At 64.5% G+C, this 15903-nt stretch carries 13 protein-coding genes; 11 read left to right on the forward strand and 2 right to left on the reverse strand.

Annotated elements, in window-relative coordinates; all coding sequences use genetic code 11:
* Positions 1-1497 carry a histidine ammonia-lyase gene (hutH, locus tag FJ957_RS04055; RefSeq protein ID WP_140828785.1) on the reverse strand — a complete coding sequence of 499 codons (1497 nt, stop codon included), beginning with the start codon at positions 1495-1497 and terminating at the stop codon, positions 1-3.
* Entirely contained in the window at positions 1494-2495 is a 1002-nt protein-coding gene (locus FJ957_RS04060) for an ornithine cyclodeaminase family protein (protein ID WP_140828787.1), read from the reverse strand. Before FJ957_RS04060 ends, hutH begins: the two co-directional genes overlap by 4 nt.
* A gap of 112 nt (positions 2496-2607) precedes the next feature.
* Between FJ957_RS04060 and FJ957_RS04065 the strand changes: the two genes are divergently transcribed.
* The 11 genes from FJ957_RS04065 to FJ957_RS04115 all read left to right on the forward strand — a co-directional run bounded on the left by FJ957_RS04065 (position 2608) and on the right by FJ957_RS04115 (position 15890).
* The gene (locus FJ957_RS04065; protein WP_140829548.1) at positions 2608-4050 is read left to right on the forward strand and encodes a DHA2 family efflux MFS transporter permease subunit; all 1443 of its coding nucleotides are present in this window, start codon (positions 2608-2610) and stop codon (positions 4048-4050) included.
* 280 nt (positions 4051-4330) lie between these two features.
* Entirely contained in the window at positions 4331-5317 is a 987-nt protein-coding gene (locus tag FJ957_RS04070) for an ABC transporter permease (RefSeq protein ID WP_140706539.1), read from the forward strand.
* Between the two features lie 56 nt (positions 5318-5373).
* A complete protein-coding gene (locus tag FJ957_RS04075; RefSeq protein ID WP_140828789.1) occupies positions 5374-6399 on the forward strand; it encodes a sugar ABC transporter substrate-binding protein in 1026 nt (341 codons plus the stop codon).
* A 78-nt stretch (positions 6400-6477) separates the two neighbouring features.
* Complete coding sequence (locus tag FJ957_RS04080; RefSeq protein WP_140828791.1) at positions 6478-8601, forward strand: SMP-30/gluconolactonase/LRE family protein; 2124 nt, start codon at positions 6478-6480, stop codon at positions 8599-8601.
* Positions 8598-9653: a hypothetical protein gene (locus tag FJ957_RS04085; protein ID WP_140828792.1), complete on the forward strand. Its 1056-nt coding sequence runs from the start codon at positions 8598-8600 to the stop codon at positions 9651-9653. Before FJ957_RS04080 ends, FJ957_RS04085 begins: the two co-directional genes overlap by 4 nt.
* Positions 9653-11149: a sugar ABC transporter ATP-binding protein gene (locus FJ957_RS04090; RefSeq protein ID WP_140828794.1), complete on the forward strand. Its 1497-nt coding sequence runs from the start codon at positions 9653-9655 to the stop codon at positions 11147-11149. Before FJ957_RS04085 ends, FJ957_RS04090 begins: the two co-directional genes overlap by 1 nt.
* Positions 11150-11540: 391 nt before the next feature.
* Positions 11541-11948 (forward strand): carboxymuconolactone decarboxylase family protein, encoded by a 408-nt coding sequence (locus FJ957_RS04095; RefSeq protein WP_140828796.1) that lies wholly within the window; start codon positions 11541-11543, stop codon positions 11946-11948.
* 208 nt (positions 11949-12156) lie between these two features.
* Positions 12157-12990 carry a metallophosphoesterase gene (locus FJ957_RS04100; protein ID WP_140828798.1) on the forward strand — a complete coding sequence of 278 codons (834 nt, stop codon included), beginning with the start codon at positions 12157-12159 and terminating at the stop codon, positions 12988-12990.
* Positions 12990-14147: an ABC transporter ATP-binding protein gene (locus tag FJ957_RS04105; protein WP_140828800.1), complete on the forward strand. Its 1158-nt coding sequence runs from the start codon at positions 12990-12992 to the stop codon at positions 14145-14147. The genes FJ957_RS04100 and FJ957_RS04105 overlap by 1 nt, the downstream gene beginning before the upstream one ends.
* Positions 14140-15063, forward strand: coding sequence for a sugar ABC transporter permease (locus FJ957_RS04110; protein ID WP_140828802.1), 924 nt, complete (start codon positions 14140-14142; stop codon positions 15061-15063). Before FJ957_RS04105 ends, FJ957_RS04110 begins: the two co-directional genes overlap by 8 nt.
* The gene (locus tag FJ957_RS04115; RefSeq protein WP_140828803.1) at positions 15060-15890 is read left to right on the forward strand and encodes a carbohydrate ABC transporter permease; all 831 of its coding nucleotides are present in this window, start codon (positions 15060-15062) and stop codon (positions 15888-15890) included. Before FJ957_RS04110 ends, FJ957_RS04115 begins: the two co-directional genes overlap by 4 nt.
* Positions 15891-15903 lie beyond the last annotated feature (13 nt).

The following is a 15903-nucleotide window of genomic DNA, read 5'->3' on the forward strand; positions in this document are numbered from 1 at the left end:
TCAGCCTGCAGTTGGTGAACCTTGCCAGATTCCGCTGGCGAGGACGGCGTAGAGCGCTTCGGAATCAATGCCGAGCGGCCTGTCTTCCTTGAGCGTGGCCACATGCGAGCGCACCGCCGCGTGGATCGCGCCGGTGGCCGGCGCGAGCGTGGCTCCCTCGCGCAAGTCGACGGCCTGCGCCGCGGCCATCAGCTCGAAGGCAATCAGCCGCCGCCACAGCACGGTCATCTCGGCGCATTTGGCGACGGCGAGCGGCGTCTGCGTCGCGTGATCCTCGACGCCCTCGGACACCGGCAGGAAATCGAGCATCACCGGATTGGCCTTGTGGCGGATCGCGGCCAGGATAGCCGTCACCGTTTTCTGCAGCGGGACGAAGCCCGCCGAGGCGCCGCCGATCGGCGAAAGATATTTCGGCAGGCCGTGGCGGGTTGAGCCGGTGAGCTGGATGAAGCGCGCGGCGGACGCTGCTGCGCATTGCGCGATCGCCAGGCCAAGCGTCTCGAAGGCGAGCGCCAGCGACGCGGTGTGGAAGTTGCCGGTCGACATGACCAGCTCATCCTCGGCAAGCACCAGCGGATTGTCGGCGGCGGCGTTGAGCTCGATCTCGACCGCCAGCCGCGCATGGTCGATCGCCTGGATCAGCGCGCCATGGATCGAGGGCATGCAGCGGATCGACAGCGGGTCTTGGATCGTGGTCGGCGCCGGCGCTTCATCGCGCGCCAGCAGGTCGCGCAGCGCCTTCGCCGCAAGCTGCTGGCAGGCGCCAGGGCGTGCCTGGTGCTGGCGCGGATCGAGGATGGTGCGGTTGGCGCCAATACCTTCCATCGTCAGCGCGCCGGCCTGCTGTTGCTGTTCGAGCGCCGACAGCGCATCGGTCAGCGCCAGCGCCCCGGTGCCGGCCGAAACCGCCGAGGCGTTGATCAGGGAGAGGCCGTCCTTCGGCGAGAGCGTGACGGGCGCAAGCCGCGCCATCATCAGCGCCTTGGCGGCAGGCATGCGGCGGCTCTGATATTCCGCTTCGCCTTCGCCGATCAGCACCCTGGCGATCGCCGTCATCAGCAGGAGGTCGCCGGCGCCGATCGAGCCAAGCGACGGCATCACCGGATGCACGCCGGCATTGAGCGCCTCGACCAGCGCCGTGAATACACGCGGCGACAGGCCAGAGCCGCCGGACGCCAGCATTGCAATGCGGGCAAACATCGCCGCACGTGCCACCGGCACGGGCAGGGCCTCGCCGACGGCGGCGCTGCGGCCTTCGATCAACTGGCGCTGGAAGGCGCTCGCGTCGCCTTCGACCGCGGCGACGAGATTGGCGCCGAGGCCTCTGTTCAACCCGTAGATCTGCTGGCCGCCGGCCGCGGCGGCATCGAGGACCTGGCGTGCCTTGGCGAGCCTTTCGAGGACGGCAGGCGTGACCTCGACCTTGCAGGCATTGCGCGCGGCTGCAACCACATCCTCGATGCTGACGCCTGCGCCGGTGAGAACGAGCGGGCTCATGCGAAGCGCAGCCGCTGGCCGATGCCGTTTTCGCCGGCCTTGGCGAGCATGGCCTTGCCGAGCGCAATATCGGAGAGCGAGAGGCCGCGATGCCAGAACAGGATCGTCTCGCCATCGCTTTGCCGGCCCGGCTTCAGGCCGGCCGCGATCTGGCCCAGTTCGGCGTGCAGCGTCGCCTCGCTCAGCCGTCCTGTCTCGACATGGGCGCGCAGCGAGCCGAACTTGCCGCCCTTGCACTGCCCCCAGTCGTCGACGACGATCTTTTGCATGATGTCGGTGAGCGACAGTTCGACGGCGCTCATCGTGCCGTAGGGCACGACCAGCGCGCCCCGCTTGATCCATTCGGTCTTGAGCAGCGGCTGCGGCTCCGGCAGCCGCGAGGCCTCGACCACGATATCCGCGCCTTCGACGCAGCTTTTCCAGTCAGCCACGGCCAGGACCGGCTTGCCGAGGTCGGCTGCCAGCTTCGCGGCGAAGGCGTCGCGGCTTTCCGGCCGGCGCGAATGGATGCGGATCTCGTCGAAATCGAAGAGATGATCGAGCAGGCGCACATTCCAATAGGCGGTGCCGCGCGCGCCGATATGGCCGAGCACCTTGGACGACGTCTTCGCCAGATGCCTGGCGCCGATGGCGGTGACGGCGCCGGTGCGCATGTCGGTGATGACGGTGGCGTCGAGGATGGCGCGCGGCGTGCCGGTGCGCGGATCGAAAAGGTTGAGGATGCCGAATTCCGACGGCAGGCCGTGCTTGTAGTTGTCGACATAGTCGCCGACGATCTTCACGCCGGCGGCGTCGAGCGGCGCCACATAGCCGCGCAGCACGTTGAAGTGGCCGTGAAAGGACGGGTCGGGCTCGAGATGGACGCGCGGCTCGATCACAGTCCGGCCGTTGCCCTGCGCGACGAGCCCCGCTTCCACGGCGCCGATGATCTCGGCGTCGGTCATGGCAAGCGCTTCGATGTCGAGAGCATTGAGGTAGTCGATATAGATCGGCTTCATGCGTTTTCCTCGGCCACCCCCAGGCTCATCCATAACAGGCGAAACGGCGACACGGAAGTTTGTTGGATAAGCTCTGGACTGCGCCATGCTTATGCTGTTCAACCAGCGCGTCATGACCAGCATTCCCGACAACGGAGACGTGTCCCGGCCGATAGTTTTCGCGCGGCAGTCCCGGCGCGTCGCGCTGATCGTGGCGGTCGCCTTCTTCATGCAACTGCTGGATTCGACGATCATCTCGACCTCGCTGCCGCAGATGGGACAGTCCTTCGGCGTGCCGGCGGTGGCGATGAGCATCGGCATCACCGCCTACATGCTGACCATGGCGGTGTTCGTGCCGCTGTCAGCCTGGCTTGCCGACCGCTTCGGCGCGCGCAACATCTTCCTCGCGGCGATCGCGCTGTTCACGCTGGCCTCGATCGCCTGCGGTTTTTCGCAGAGCCTGAGTGAGTTCGTCGCCGCCCGCATCGTGCAAGGCCTTGGCAGCGCGCTGATGACGCCGGTGGGCCGTATCCTGGTGCTGCGCAACGCCGAAAAGTCGGAGTTGCTCAACGCCACGGCGCTGATCACCTGGCCGGCCCTGTTCGCGCCGGTGGTCGGTCCGGTGCTCGGCGGCTTCATCACCACCTATCTCTCCTGGCATTGGAACTTCTTCATCAACGCGCCGCTGGGGCTGGCCGGACTTGTGCTGGTCGCCCGGTTCGTGCCGGGCGATCGTGTATCCGAGGCGAAGCCGTTCGATTGGCCGGGCTTTTTCCTCACCTCGCTCGGCCTTGCAGTGATGCTTTACGGGCTTGAGCGCCTGGCGCATCCCGAGGACGGCTTGCTGCCGACGGCAGGCTGCATCGCCATTGGCATCGTGGTCGGCTGGTTCGCCGTTCGCCACCTCTTGCAGGCCCGGCATCCGCTGCTCGACCTTTCGGCCTTCAAGATACTGACCTTCGCGATCTCGACGTTTGCCGCGGGCACCGTCTTCCGTGTCGCGATCAATGCCACGCCCTTCCTGCTGCCGCTGCTGTTCCAGGTCGGCTTCGGGCTGCGTCCAGTCGATGCCGGCCTGTTGGTGCTGGCCTATTTCCTCGGCAATCTCGGCATGAAGACCGTGACCACACCGACGCTGAGGCGCTTCGGCTTCCGCACCGTGATGGTGGTGAACGGGATGATCGCATCGCTGGCGATCATGGCCTGCGGGGCGATCTCGCCGCAGACGCCGCTGGCGCTGACCGTCGCGCTGATGCTGGTTGCCGGTCTCACGCGCTCGATGCAATTCACCGCCCTGAACACGCTTGCCTTCGCCGATATCGGCGCGCCGCAGCGAAGCTCGGCCGCGACGCTGTCCAGCATGCTGCAGCAGATAGCGATGCTGTTCGGCGTGGCGATCGCGGCGGCGATCCTCAATTTGTCGCAGATCGTCAGCGGCGAAGCCGTGCCCGACCTTGCCGACTTCAGAATCACCTTTGTCGCGATCGGCCTGCTCGGTCTCGCCGCGGCGATGCGCTTCCTGGTCCTGCCGGCCAATGCCGGGGCTGAGGTTTCTGGCCATTCGACGAACAATTGAGGTCGCGCCGGTCGCATTTTTCGGACTTAAATGGCGTCGTCTCCGCCGTCGTCGAACGGGCTCTTCCGCCTGCCGGGCGATCGGCGCAACGGATAGCCAAAAGCGCAGGAGTTTCCGGCTATTGCGCCAGTTTCGGCAATCGATGCGTCCATTTGGAAAATAGTTGGAGAGGCGCGGTTCTTGAACGCGGATTCATTTGACGAGCCACTGTTGAGCCGATTAGCTTTCGGGCGGGATGGGAGCCGACACGGCCTTGCCATCGGGGCGAAAGATATAAGCGATGAATGCGATCGGCTGGCCGGACTGGAGGCGCCTTAATCAGGAAGGCATCGTCTTTGCCATCGCCATCCTGCTGTTCGCCGCCGCTGCGCTGGGCCTGCCCGGATTCCTGACAGCCGACAATCTGGTGGCCATCGTCCGCTCGGTCTCGGTGCTTGGCATTCTGGCGCTCGGCATGGCGGTCGTCATCATCGGCCGCGGCATCGACCTGTCGGCGGTGGCGATCATGGCGATGTCGGTCGCCTGGTACCTGCAATTGCTCAACACCGGCACCTCGGATGGGCTCGCCTTCGTCTATGTGCTGGCGGGCGTGCTCGCCATCGGCCTGCTCAACGGCTTTCTCGTCGCCTATGCCGACGTGCCGGCGATCTTCGTCACTTTGGCCACCGGCTCCTTCGTGTTCGGCTATGTGCGCTCGCAACTGATCACCCAGGATGCCGTGCCGGTGCCCGGGGGGCACTGGGTCGAGCTGCTCGGCGGCGTCCGCTTCCTCGATATTCCGGTCGAGGTGTTCGTCTTCGCCGGGCTGGCCTTCCTGGTCTTCCTGTTCCTGCGCTACACCAAATGGGGCCGCTTCATCTATTTCGCCGGCGACAATCCGGTCGCCGCCCGCAACATCGGCGTCCCGGTGCGGCCCATGCTGGTGCTGCGCTATGTGCTGTCGGCTTTCGTGGCCCTGATCGCCGGGCTGCTGACGGCGGCCAGCCTGCATTCGATCAACACTCGCATCGTCAACTCGACGCTGCTCTACGACATCGTGCTGGTGGCGGTAATCGGCGGCATCGGCCTTTCGGGCGGCAGGGGCGGGGTGCGCAACGTGCTGGTTGGAGCGGCACTGATCGGCATCCTGCTCAACGCCATGACCATCATCGACATTCCACTGCTCTACCAGAACCTGATTAAGGCGGCGATCTTGTTAGGGGCCATCATCGTCGACGGCATCATCAATCCGCGCGACGAACAGACGGCGCAACAAGGCGACATTTAGACCAGACGCGGTCGGTTTGGGGCCGGCCGCCAACAACGACCAACCAGAGGTGTGACATGAAACTGATCAGAACTCTCATGGCCGCGGCGACGGCGCTTGCCATTACCGCCTTCGTGGCGCCGAGCTTCGCCGCCGACGATCCGGGTCCGGCCGCCTATGCCAAGTCGCTTAACGGCAAGCGTGTCATGCTGGTGCCGCTGGCGATGGGCTTCGACCTGGCGCAGGGCTGGGCGCATTATCTGAAGAAGGAAGTCGAGGCCTGGGGCGGCACGTTCGAGACCCGCGATCCGAATTGGGTCGTCGATGCCGGCGCGCAGGCGATCACCGACGCCATCGCTTCGGACACGCGGCCTGACGTGCTCATCATCCACGCGCCCGACCTCAACTCCTATTCGAAGCTTATGAAGAAGGCGCAGGCCGCCGGCACCTATGTGCTGCTGGTCGACAATCCGGCCAACTTCCCGGCCGACGCCTTCGTCGGCAGCGACTGGGACAAGCTCGGCCAGCTCGAAGCCGAAGCGGCGATCAAGGGCTGCGGCGACAATTCCTCCAAGAAGATCGGGCTGGTGCAGGGCGACCAGGCGAACTCCTCCAGCCTCTACCAGTATGCCGGCATCATGAAGGTGCTGGAGAAGCATCCCGACTTCCAGGTGGTGGCAAAGCCCGACTCGAACTGGGACGCGACCACCTCGCGCAACGTGACAACGACGATGCTGCAGCAGCACCCGGACATCTGCTCGATCATCGACTTCTGGGATGGCGACGCCACCGGCGCCTCGGCCGCGATCCGCGACGCCAAGCTCGACGGCAAGGTGTTCCTGGTCACCACCGGCGGCGGCGAGAAGGCAGCCGATTGCGACAAGCTCGTGGACGGCACCTACGGCGCCGTGGTGATGACCGATCTTGCCCGCCAGTCGGGCGACATGAACGCCATCATCAAGTTCCTGCTGCAGAGCGGCCAGCCGGCCGGCACCTCGCACACCTACATCTACACGCTGGAGAAGGCGACGACCAAGGCCGACCTCAAGCCCGACAGCTGCTGGGACCTGAAGGCGCTGCAGGCCGAAGTGGCGGCGAAATAAGCCGCGCCGCCAGAACGCATCCCCGGGGTGGCCGGATTGTTCCGGCCACCTCTTTCCCATTGATGACAGCAGCAGCCGATGACTCTTCGTGAACGCCTCCAGGCCTGGCGCTACAATCTCGTGCCCGACCATCTGGTCGGCGAGATACTGACCAAACGCTGGACCGACAACGCCATACCCTTCCTGGCGCTGGTGGCGACGCTCGGCGTGTTCGGCTCGATCATTCCGGGCTTCTTCAAGCTCACCTCGCTGCAGGAATCGACCCGCCAGCTGGGCGAGTTCTCGCTTGTGGTCATCGGCATGACCGTGGTGATGCTGGGCGGCGGGATCGATCTTGCGGTCGGCTCGATCTTCGCGCTGTCCTGTTTCTCCGCCGTCTACGTCTTCTTCATCCTCGAACAGTCGATCTGGCTGGCCTTGGCCGCGGCACTCTGCACGGGGCTCGTCTTCGGCGCCATCAATGGCTACCTGGTCGGCTATCTCAGGCTGCGCGCCTTCCTCACCACGCTGGTCACCTTCATTTTCGGGCGGGCGCTGTTCGACATCCTCGTCACCACCTATGCCGCCGACGTGCAGCTCTCCCAGGCGAGCTCCGGTGTGCTCGACTTCATCGGGGACGGCACGTTCTGGGGTCTGTCGGTCTCGGTCTGGCTGGCAATCGTCCTCGCCATCGTCACGCATATCGCGCTGACGCGATCGCGCCCCGGCTGGCATGTGCTGGCGGTGGGCGGCTCCCGGCGCTCGGCGCATAATGCCGGCATCCGCGTGCGCCGCACCGTGTTCATGACCTATGTTTTCTCCGGCTTCTGCGCCTCGATCGGCGGCTTCCTCATCGCCTGCCGGTTGAGTGGGGCGGGGCCGGGCACCGGCCTCAATCTCGAGATCATGGCGCTGACGGCAGCAGTGGTCGGCGGCGTCAGCCTGGGCGGCGGACGCGGCTCGGTGGTCAAGGGCCTGATGGGCGCCATCATCGTGCTTACCATGACCAACGGCCTGATCCGGCTGGGCTACGGCACCGGCACCAACCAGATGGTGCTCGGCATCCTTCTGGCCGTCGCCGTCACCATCGACATCCGCTGGCTCAAGAACCGCCACAAGGTGCTGAACGAGGTCTATGTCGCGCCGGTCTACCTCAGGATGGGTGAGACGCAATCGGCTGCGCCAGGTTCCGGCACATCCTACGAGCTCGACAATCGGCTTTCGGCGGCGGATCATATCGGGCTCGGCGAGCTGGAAGGGCCCGAGGACGTGATCCTTGACCGCGACGACCATCTCTATTGCGGCACGCGCCATGGCGAGATCGTCCGCTTCTTCGCGCCTGAGTATGTGAAGTCGGAAGTGTTTGCCCATATCGGCGGCTTCCCGCTGGGCCTGGCCTTCGACAAGGAAGGCAATCTGATCAGCTGTGTCGGCGCCATGGGGCTCTATTCGGTCTCGCCGAAGCGGGACGTCAAGCGCCTGTCGGCCGAGACGGCACGCTCCTGGACCTCGATCGTCGACGACGCAAGGCTGCGCGACCCGAACGATTGCGATATCGCGCCGGATGGCCGCATCTATTTCACCGATTCCACCAAGCGCTATGACGCCCACGATTGGGCCTTGGACTCGATCGAGAACCGCGCCACGGGCCGCCTTCTGGTCTACGACCCGAAGGACGGTTCGACCAAGACGCTGCTCGACGGCTATCGCTACACCAACGGCGTTTGCATGGCGCATGACGGCAAGTCGCTATTCTTCGCCGAAAGCTGGGCCTGCCGCGTGCATCGCTACTGGCTGGAAGGACCGAAGGCCGGTACCGCCGAATGCGTCATCCGCGACATGCCGGGCTACCCCGATAACATCAACCGGGCCTCCGACGGCAATTACTGGATGGCCTGGCTCGGCATGCGCACGCCGAGCTTCGACCTGTCGCTGCGCCACCCTGATATGCGCAAGCGCATGACGCGGCGCCTGCCGCAGGACGAGTGGCTGTTCCCCAACATCAACACCGGCGGGGTGGTGAAGTTCAACGAGAAGGGCGGCATCGTCGAGACGCTCGGCGATCTTTCCGGCAACGCGCATCCGATGGTGACCTCGATGCGCGAGCACAAGGGTTATCTGTTCGTCGGCGGCATCCTCAACAACCGCATCGGGCGCTACAAGATCGCCGGCGCGGATGCGAACTGGACGAGCCCCGCTTCCTATTGGGGAGGCCAGCCATGATCCTCGATCCGATCCTGGATGTTTTCCGCGGCAAGGCGGTCACCATACCGCCGCTCGACGGCGCCTTCCGCCCGAACACGCGGCTGGACGACGCGCCGGCCTTCGCCGGGCTGATCGAACCGGACAATCTGGTGATTGCCGACGAGCGGCTACTCGCATCCAGCGGCAACGCTGTCCATTCGCTTGTCGGCGGAGCCGAGGCCGAGATTGTCGAGACCTTTCCGTCCCCCGTCACCGCACTGGCGCAGTCGCCGTCAGGCGACCTGACGGTGGCGCTCGAAAGTGGCAAACTGCTGATTGGCGGCAAGGATGTTTCACTGCCGGCTGGCGTGCGCTGCATCACCGCGCTTGCCTATGCCAAGGATGGCACGCTCTGGCTGGCCAACGGCTCGGCCGAGCACGCGCCGTCGCAATGGGCCGCCGATTTGATGAAGAAGGGCGTGTCCGGCTCGCTCTGGAAGCGAGATCCGGCCGGCGGTGACTTCCGCAAAATGGCTGGTGATCTCGCTTTTCCCTATGGGCTCCATCCCGTCGGCGGGGATGTGCTGGTGAGCGAGAGCTGGCGTCATCAGCTCATCCGCTTCGATGGCGCGACCGGAAACCGTTCGACCGTATTGACGCATCTGCCCGGCTATCCCGCTCGCCTGTCGCCATCTGGCGACGGCGGGGCGTGGCTGACGCTGTTTGCGCCGCGCAACCGGTTGATCGAATTCGTGCTGCAGGAAACGCATTATCGCCAGGACATGATCGACCAGGTGCCGCCGGCCTACTGGATCGCGCCGGCGCTGGCCTCCAACCGCAGTTTTCTCGAGCCGCTGCAATGCGGCAGCATCCGCACCATGGGCATCCACAAGCCGTGGTCGCCCAGCCGCTCCTACGGGCTCGTCGTGAAGCTCGACCGGACCATGCAGCCGCAATTCAGCCTGCACAGCCGCGCCAATGGCACGCGCCACGGCATATGCAGCGTTGCGGAACAGGACGGCCGCCTGTTCATCGCCTCGAAAGGCGGCGATTGCGTGCTTGCCGTCGACCTCGCCTCGGGAGGTTTCTGATGGAACCGATCGTCCGTCTCGAAAACGTCACCAAGACTTATCGCGGCGTGCCGGCAGTGAAGAATGTCAGCTTCGATCTGAGGAAAGGCGAGATCCACGCGCTGCTCGGCGAGAACGGCGCCGGCAAGTCGACGCTGACCAAGATCATCGCCGGCGTCGTCGATGCGACGTCAGGCAAGATGTTCCATAAGGGCGTCGAGACGGCTTACGCCTCGCCGCATGCCGCGCTGGAAGCCGGCATTGCCATGGTGTTCCAGGAGACCAGCCTGGTGCCGTCGATGACGGTGGCGCAGAACCTTTATCTCGGCACCGAGAAATTCCTCAACCGGCTGCGCGGCACCTACATCTCGGCGCAGCAATTCCTGCAGTCGCTGAATTTTCCCGTGGACCCGAACGCGATGGTGGCGACGCTTGGAGCAGCCAAGCGGCAGATGGTCGAGATCGCGCGCGCCGTCCACCACAATGCCGAGATCATCATCTTCGACGAGCCGACGGCGACGCTGACGCCTGAGGAGAAGCGCCATTTCTTCGCGCTGATCCGTCGGCTGAAGGCGCGCGGCGTGTCGATCGTCTTCATCAGCCATGCGCTGGAAGAGGCGCTCATGATCGCCGACCGCATCACCATCCTGCGGGACGGCGAACTGGTGATCACCGACGAGACATCGGCCTTCGACCGCGACAGGATCGTCGCCGCCATGGTCGGGCGCTCGCTGTCGGGGCAAATCTACCGCCAGCGCGACGACACGAAATTGCGCAAGGCGGGCAAGAAAGTGCTCTCGGTGCAGGACATCTCGATGAGCAACATCGTGCGCAACAATTCCTTCTCGATCTTCGAGGGCCAGATCACCGGCGTGTTCGGGCTGATCGGCTCCGGCCGCACCGAGACCTTCAAGATCGTGTCGGGCATTTACAAGCGCGATTTTCGGCGCGGTGGCGCGATCGAGCTCGACGACAAGCCGGTGCGCTACCTCGTACCGAGCGAGGCGGTGGCCGACGGCATCGTCTACGTCACCGAGGACCGCAAGAGCGAAGGCATCTTCGAGACGATGGGCATCGCCGAGAACCTGTTCGGCGGGCTGCTCGCAGCGGGCCGCGAAAAGGCCTGGGTGATCAACCAGCAGGAGATGCGGCAGCTTTCCGCCGAATGGACCAAGACGCTGAATATCAAGGCGATCAACGACAATGCCCGCGTCGTCGAGCTCTCCGGCGGCAACCAGCAGAAGGTGGTGATCGGCAAGGGACTGGTGCAGCAGCCGCGCATCGTCATCTTCGACGAGCCGACGCGGGGCGTCGATGTCGGCGCCATCGCCGAGATCCACCAGATCATCAACCGGCTGGCCGACGAAGGGCTCGCCGTCGTCGTCATCTCGTCCTACCTGCCGGAGATCATGAACCTTTCCGACCGCATCCTTGTCTGCCGGCAGGGCCGTATCGTCGAGGAGTTCTCGCCGGCGGAGGCGACGGAGGAGAAGATTATGTATGCGGCGGTTCATTAATTGTCAGGGCAAGGAATAATCGCATCGTTAGATCGAGCCACCCACGGAGATTAGCCGAGGCGTCCGTCCTTTCGTCATCCACGGGCGGAGCAAGGAGCGAAGCGACGCGCGCAGACCCGAGGATCCATGCCGCGATTCTCGAGTGCTGCGACGGTCCAGAATTCTGCTCCGCTGCACCCCTCGCGCGAGATCACGGAATGGATTCCAGGGTCTGCGCGCGTCGCTACGCTCCTTGCTCCGCCCTAGAATGACGACACTCAGATGCTTCCGCCAACCGCTGCGGCAACATGTCGTTTCGAGCTAAAAGCTGAATCGGACAAACTGCTTAGCCGTCTATGCGCAACCCTTGATTTAACGACCCCGACGGCGATTCAAAGGAAAGGACCACACCATGGCCACTACAAAGCTGCTCAGCGATGCCGAGGTCGACAAAATCCCGGCGGTGAAGGCCGTGTTCGACGATATCCGCGCGACGCGGAAATCCGACTTCGTCAACAATTTCTGGCGTGGGCTGGCCAACGATCCGGCGGCGCTGAAGCGGGTGTGGGAACAGCTCAAGGCGGTGATGGTCGCCGATAGCGCCATCGATCCGCTGACCAAGGAAATGATCTATATCGCGGTCTCAGTCGCCAATGGCTGTTCCTACTGCATCCACTCGCACACGGCCGCGGCCCGCGCCAAGGGTATGACCGACGCGCAGCACGGCGAGCTTGTGTCGATCATCGGCCTGGCCGCCCAGACGAACCATCTGGTGACATCCCTGCAGATTCCAGTCGACCCGCAGTTCGAGGTGAAGTGAGTCGGGGGAGCGACACGGCGTTTCCGTGCCGCTGCCAGCAAAAAAATATCGCCCGGCGGCGGCCGTTCGCGCATTTCACAGGCTTGTGTGCTTGAATCAAAACTTTGCCCCGGCGCTGTTAAGGAAGTGACATGTAACGGCACTAAGGAAGCCGCACGCGCAGCCGTTCGCCCTTGGTTTCCGGTACGGCTTTCGCGGCGGAGCCGTCATGAAAATCGTTCAGATCACCGACACCCATTTCAGCCCGACCAAGCCGCATTTCAACGGCAATTGGGAGCCGCTGGCCGACTGGATCGAGCAAAGCGGCGCCGATCTCGTCATCCACACCGGCGATCTGACCGTCGACGGAGCCGACAAGGATGACGACATCAGCTTCTGCATGGGGCTGATGCGGGAGGTATCGAGACCCATGCTGCTGGTGCCCGGCAACCACGACGTCGGCCATCTGCCGGGTTCGCTGCAGCCGGTCGATGCGGCACGGCTGGAGCGCTGGCGCCGCTTGGCCGGTCCTGACTACTGGTCCGAAGATGCGGGAAACTGGCGGCTCATTGGGCTAAACAGCCAGGCGATGGGCTTCAACGATGCCGCGGAAGAAGCCCAGTTCGAATGGCTTCGGGAAACGCTGGAGAGTCGCGGCGGCCGCCACGTCGCGATGTTTACCCACAAGCCGCTCTTTGTCGACGGTCCGGACGAAGGCGACACCGGCTATTGGAGCATCCGACCGGCGCAACGCCGGCGCCTCTACGATCTGATCGCCGCCCACGACGTGGCCCTGCATGCGAGCGGCCACCTGCACTGGGCGTGGAAGGGCAAATACGCCGGCACCTCCCTGGTATGGGGGCCGTCCGCCGCCTTCATCGTCGACACGATGGAACGCAAGATGCCGGGCGAGCAGCTGATCGGCGCCGTCATGCATCATTTTGATGACGCGGTCGCGAGCGAGATCGTCGCCGTGCCCGGCATGACCGCCTATGTCCTCGACGACGTGGTCGAGGAGGTCTATCCGCACGAGGCGCATAAGGTCCGCAGGAAAGCTGGGTGATGGGCGCGCTATCGCTTCGCGGCCTGAGCAAGGCCTTCGGCGGCAACGCGGTCCTCAAGGACATCAGCCTCGATGCCGAGCCCGGCGAATTCATCGCTCTGGTTGGCCCGTCGGGCTGCGGCAAGAGCACGTTGCTGCGCATCCTCGCCGGGCTCGACCATGCCGACACCGGCGAGATCCTGGTGGGCGGCAAGGAGATGTCGAACGTTGCCGCGGCCGACCGCAACATAGCCATGGTGTTCCAGTCCTACGCCCTCTATCCGCATCTGACGGCCAGCCAGAATATCGCCGTGCCGCTGGCCATGAAGCGGCTGAGCCGCGCACAGCGCCTGCCGCTGATCGGCTCCCTGCTGCCGGGCCAGAGAGAGCTGCGCGCCGGCATCGCGCGCGATGTGCGCGAGATGGCCACCTTGCTGAAGATCGACCATCTGCTCGACCGCAAGCCTGGACAGATGTCTGGTGGGCAGAGGCAGCGCGTGGCGCTGGCGCGCGCGATGGTGCGCCATCCCAGCATCTTCCTCATGGACGAACCGCTTTCCAACCTGGATGCCAATCTGCGCGTCCATGCGCGCGGCGAGATCGTGGAATTGCACCGGCGCGCCGGTGTGCCAACGCTCTATGTGACGCATGACCAGGCCGAGGCGCTGTCGATGGCCGATCGCGTCGCCGTCATGATCGGCGGCCATCTGCTTCAGCTCGCCACGCCCGAGACGATCTACAACGACCCCACCCATATCGAAGTCGCGCGGTTCGTCGGCCAGCCGAGGATCAATATCCTGCAGGCGGTCGCCGAAAACGGTCGCGTCGACTTCGAAGGCATGCGGCTGGCTTTGCTGGAGAAGGTGGCGAACGGCCCGATCAGCCTCGGCATTCGCCCGGAATTCGTCAAACTGTCCCCCAGCGGGCGGAGCGGCGTTGCCGGGCGGATTGAACGGCTGGAATTTCTCGGCTCGGAAGTCATTGCCCATTGCCGGCTCGACGTCTCCGGCGACAGCGTCATCGCCAAGCTGGCGCCGCAAGAGGCGAAGGACCTGATTGGCGGAATGCCGGTGGGCATTCTTCTGGCTCCTGAGCAGGCGATGGTCTTCGGGCCCGAGGGACGCCGGCTTCGCATGGCGGAAGTGGCGGGCGCACGGCAGGAGCCGGCCTATGTCTAGCGTTGCGCTGGCGGGCAATGTCCTGAGCGCCGCGACAATGCGTGCGCGCAGCGAGGACCGGACCGCCTGGCTGCTGGCGCTGCCGGCGATCGTGCTGCTCTTCCTGTTCGTGCTGTTGCCGGTGGTTGCCGTCGTCTTTTTGGGCTTCACCGATTTCGAGCTCGGCTACGGCAAATTCCGTATCGTCGGCTTCGAGAACTACGCGCATCTGTTCAGCGACCGCACCTTTCGAAAATCGCTGTGGAACACCACTCTCTACACGGGGATGGTCGCCCCGGTCTCGATCGCGCTCGGCTTGGGTGTCGCGCTTCTGATCGAAGGCGAATTGCGCGCGCGGGCTTTCTTCCGCACCGTCTACTTCCTGCCCGTGGCCTCGCTGATCGTCGCGATGGCAACCGTCTGGCAGTATATCTTCCATCCGACCATCGGGCCGCTCAACGCGCTGCTTTCGCTTGTCGGCATTCCCGGCCCGAACTGGCTCGGCGCCTCGAACACCGTCCTCTACAGCCTGTCGATCATCGGCGTCTGGCAGTCGGTCGGCTTCAACATGGTGCTGTTCCTGGCCGGCCTGACGGCGATCCCGCGCGAGCTCTACGCAGCGGCTGAAGTCGACGGCGCGAAATCGGCGCTCGACCGGTTCTTCCTGGTCACCTGGCCGATGCTCGGGCCGACGACGCTGTTCGTCGTCACGATCAGCATCACCAATGCGGTGAAGGTTTTCGAGACCGTGAAGATGCTGACTGACGGAGGCCCGAACAAGGCGTCCGAAGTGCTCCTCTTCACCATCTACCAGGAGGGCTTCGTCTATATGCGCGTCGGCTATGCGTCGGCGATGACGGTGGTTTTCCTGGCGATCCTCGTCGTTTTGATGTTCCTGCAGTATCGCGTCCTCGACCGGCGGGTACACTACACATGACCAGCATCTCGGTCGGCCGCATCGTCCGCTTCACGCTGCTTTCGCTCGGTGCGCTGATGATTCTGGCGCCCTACATCTTCATGATCTCGACCGCCGGCAAGACGCAGAGCGACATCTTCACAGCGGCGCTTTCGCTGATTCCGCAGCATCCCTTCTTCGCTGAGAATTTCGCCAAGGCGCTGGAGAGGGTGCCAATGGCAACGCTGCTGTGGAACGGCATCGTCGTGTGCGGACTGATCTTCTTCTTCCAGGTCGCGGTCGCGATCCCTTGCGCCTACGCGATGGCCAAGCTGAAATTTCGCGCGGCGCGCATGATGATGGTGCTGGTCATGCTCGGCCTTCTGGTTCCCATCCATGCGACCGCTCTGCCGCTCTATGTCGCGTTCGACCGCATGTCGCTGCTCAACAGCTACACCGCGCTGGTCGCTCCGTTCACGATCTCGGTGTTCGCGATCTTCATGTTCCTGCAGTTCTTCCGCGCCATGCCCGACGACCTCATCCACGCGGCGCGGCTCGACGGCATGTCGGAGCTCGGCATCATCGCGCGCGTCATCGTGCCCAACGCCTGGCCGGCCGTCACCGCCTTCGCGATCTTTTCCGTCGTCGCGCACTGGAACGATCTCTACTGGCCGCTGATCGTCATCAGCAAGCAGGCCTACGCCACGCCGCCGCTCGGCCTGATGTATTTCCGCGCCGCGGAAGCGGGCGACGACTACGGCGCGCTGATGGCCGCGACGCTGATCATCACCCTTCCTCTCGTCGTCGCCTTCCTGCTCGCGCAGAAGCGCTTCGTCGAAGGCATCACCATGACCGGTCTCAAAGGCTGACCGTCCAACAAGG

The organism is Mesorhizobium sp. B2-4-6 (assembly GCF_006442775.1).
Taxonomy (GTDB): domain Bacteria; phylum Pseudomonadota; class Alphaproteobacteria; order Rhizobiales; family Rhizobiaceae; genus Mesorhizobium.

What these genes read in the sequence shown, in the direction of transcription:
- hutH (WP_140828785.1), bottom strand. Translation starts at nt 1,497, where the DNA reads ATGAGCCCGCTCGTTCTCACCGGCGCAGGCGTCAGCATCGAGGATGTG.
- FJ957_RS04060 (WP_140828787.1), bottom strand. Translation starts at nt 2,495, where the DNA reads ATGAAGCCGATCTATATCGACTACCTCAATGCTCTCGACATCGAAGCG.
- FJ957_RS04065 (WP_140829548.1), top strand. Translation starts at nt 2,608, where the DNA reads ATGACCAGCATTCCCGACAACGGAGACGTGTCCCGGCCGATAGTTTTC.
- FJ957_RS04070 (WP_140706539.1), top strand. Translation starts at nt 4,331, where the DNA reads ATGAATGCGATCGGCTGGCCGGACTGGAGGCGCCTTAATCAGGAAGGC.
- FJ957_RS04075 (WP_140828789.1), top strand. Translation starts at nt 5,374, where the DNA reads ATGAAACTGATCAGAACTCTCATGGCCGCGGCGACGGCGCTTGCCATT.
- FJ957_RS04080 (WP_140828791.1), top strand. Translation starts at nt 6,478, where the DNA reads ATGACTCTTCGTGAACGCCTCCAGGCCTGGCGCTACAATCTCGTGCCC.
- FJ957_RS04085 (WP_140828792.1), top strand. Translation starts at nt 8,598, where the DNA reads ATGATCCTCGATCCGATCCTGGATGTTTTCCGCGGCAAGGCGGTCACC.
- FJ957_RS04090 (WP_140828794.1), top strand. Translation starts at nt 9,653, where the DNA reads ATGGAACCGATCGTCCGTCTCGAAAACGTCACCAAGACTTATCGCGGC.
- FJ957_RS04095 (WP_140828796.1), top strand. Translation starts at nt 11,541, where the DNA reads ATGGCCACTACAAAGCTGCTCAGCGATGCCGAGGTCGACAAAATCCCG.
- FJ957_RS04100 (WP_140828798.1), top strand. Translation starts at nt 12,157, where the DNA reads ATGAAAATCGTTCAGATCACCGACACCCATTTCAGCCCGACCAAGCCG.
- FJ957_RS04105 (WP_140828800.1), top strand. Translation starts at nt 12,990, where the DNA reads ATGGGCGCGCTATCGCTTCGCGGCCTGAGCAAGGCCTTCGGCGGCAAC.
- FJ957_RS04110 (WP_140828802.1), top strand. Translation starts at nt 14,140, where the DNA reads ATGTCTAGCGTTGCGCTGGCGGGCAATGTCCTGAGCGCCGCGACAATG.
- FJ957_RS04115 (WP_140828803.1), top strand. Translation starts at nt 15,060, where the DNA reads ATGACCAGCATCTCGGTCGGCCGCATCGTCCGCTTCACGCTGCTTTCG.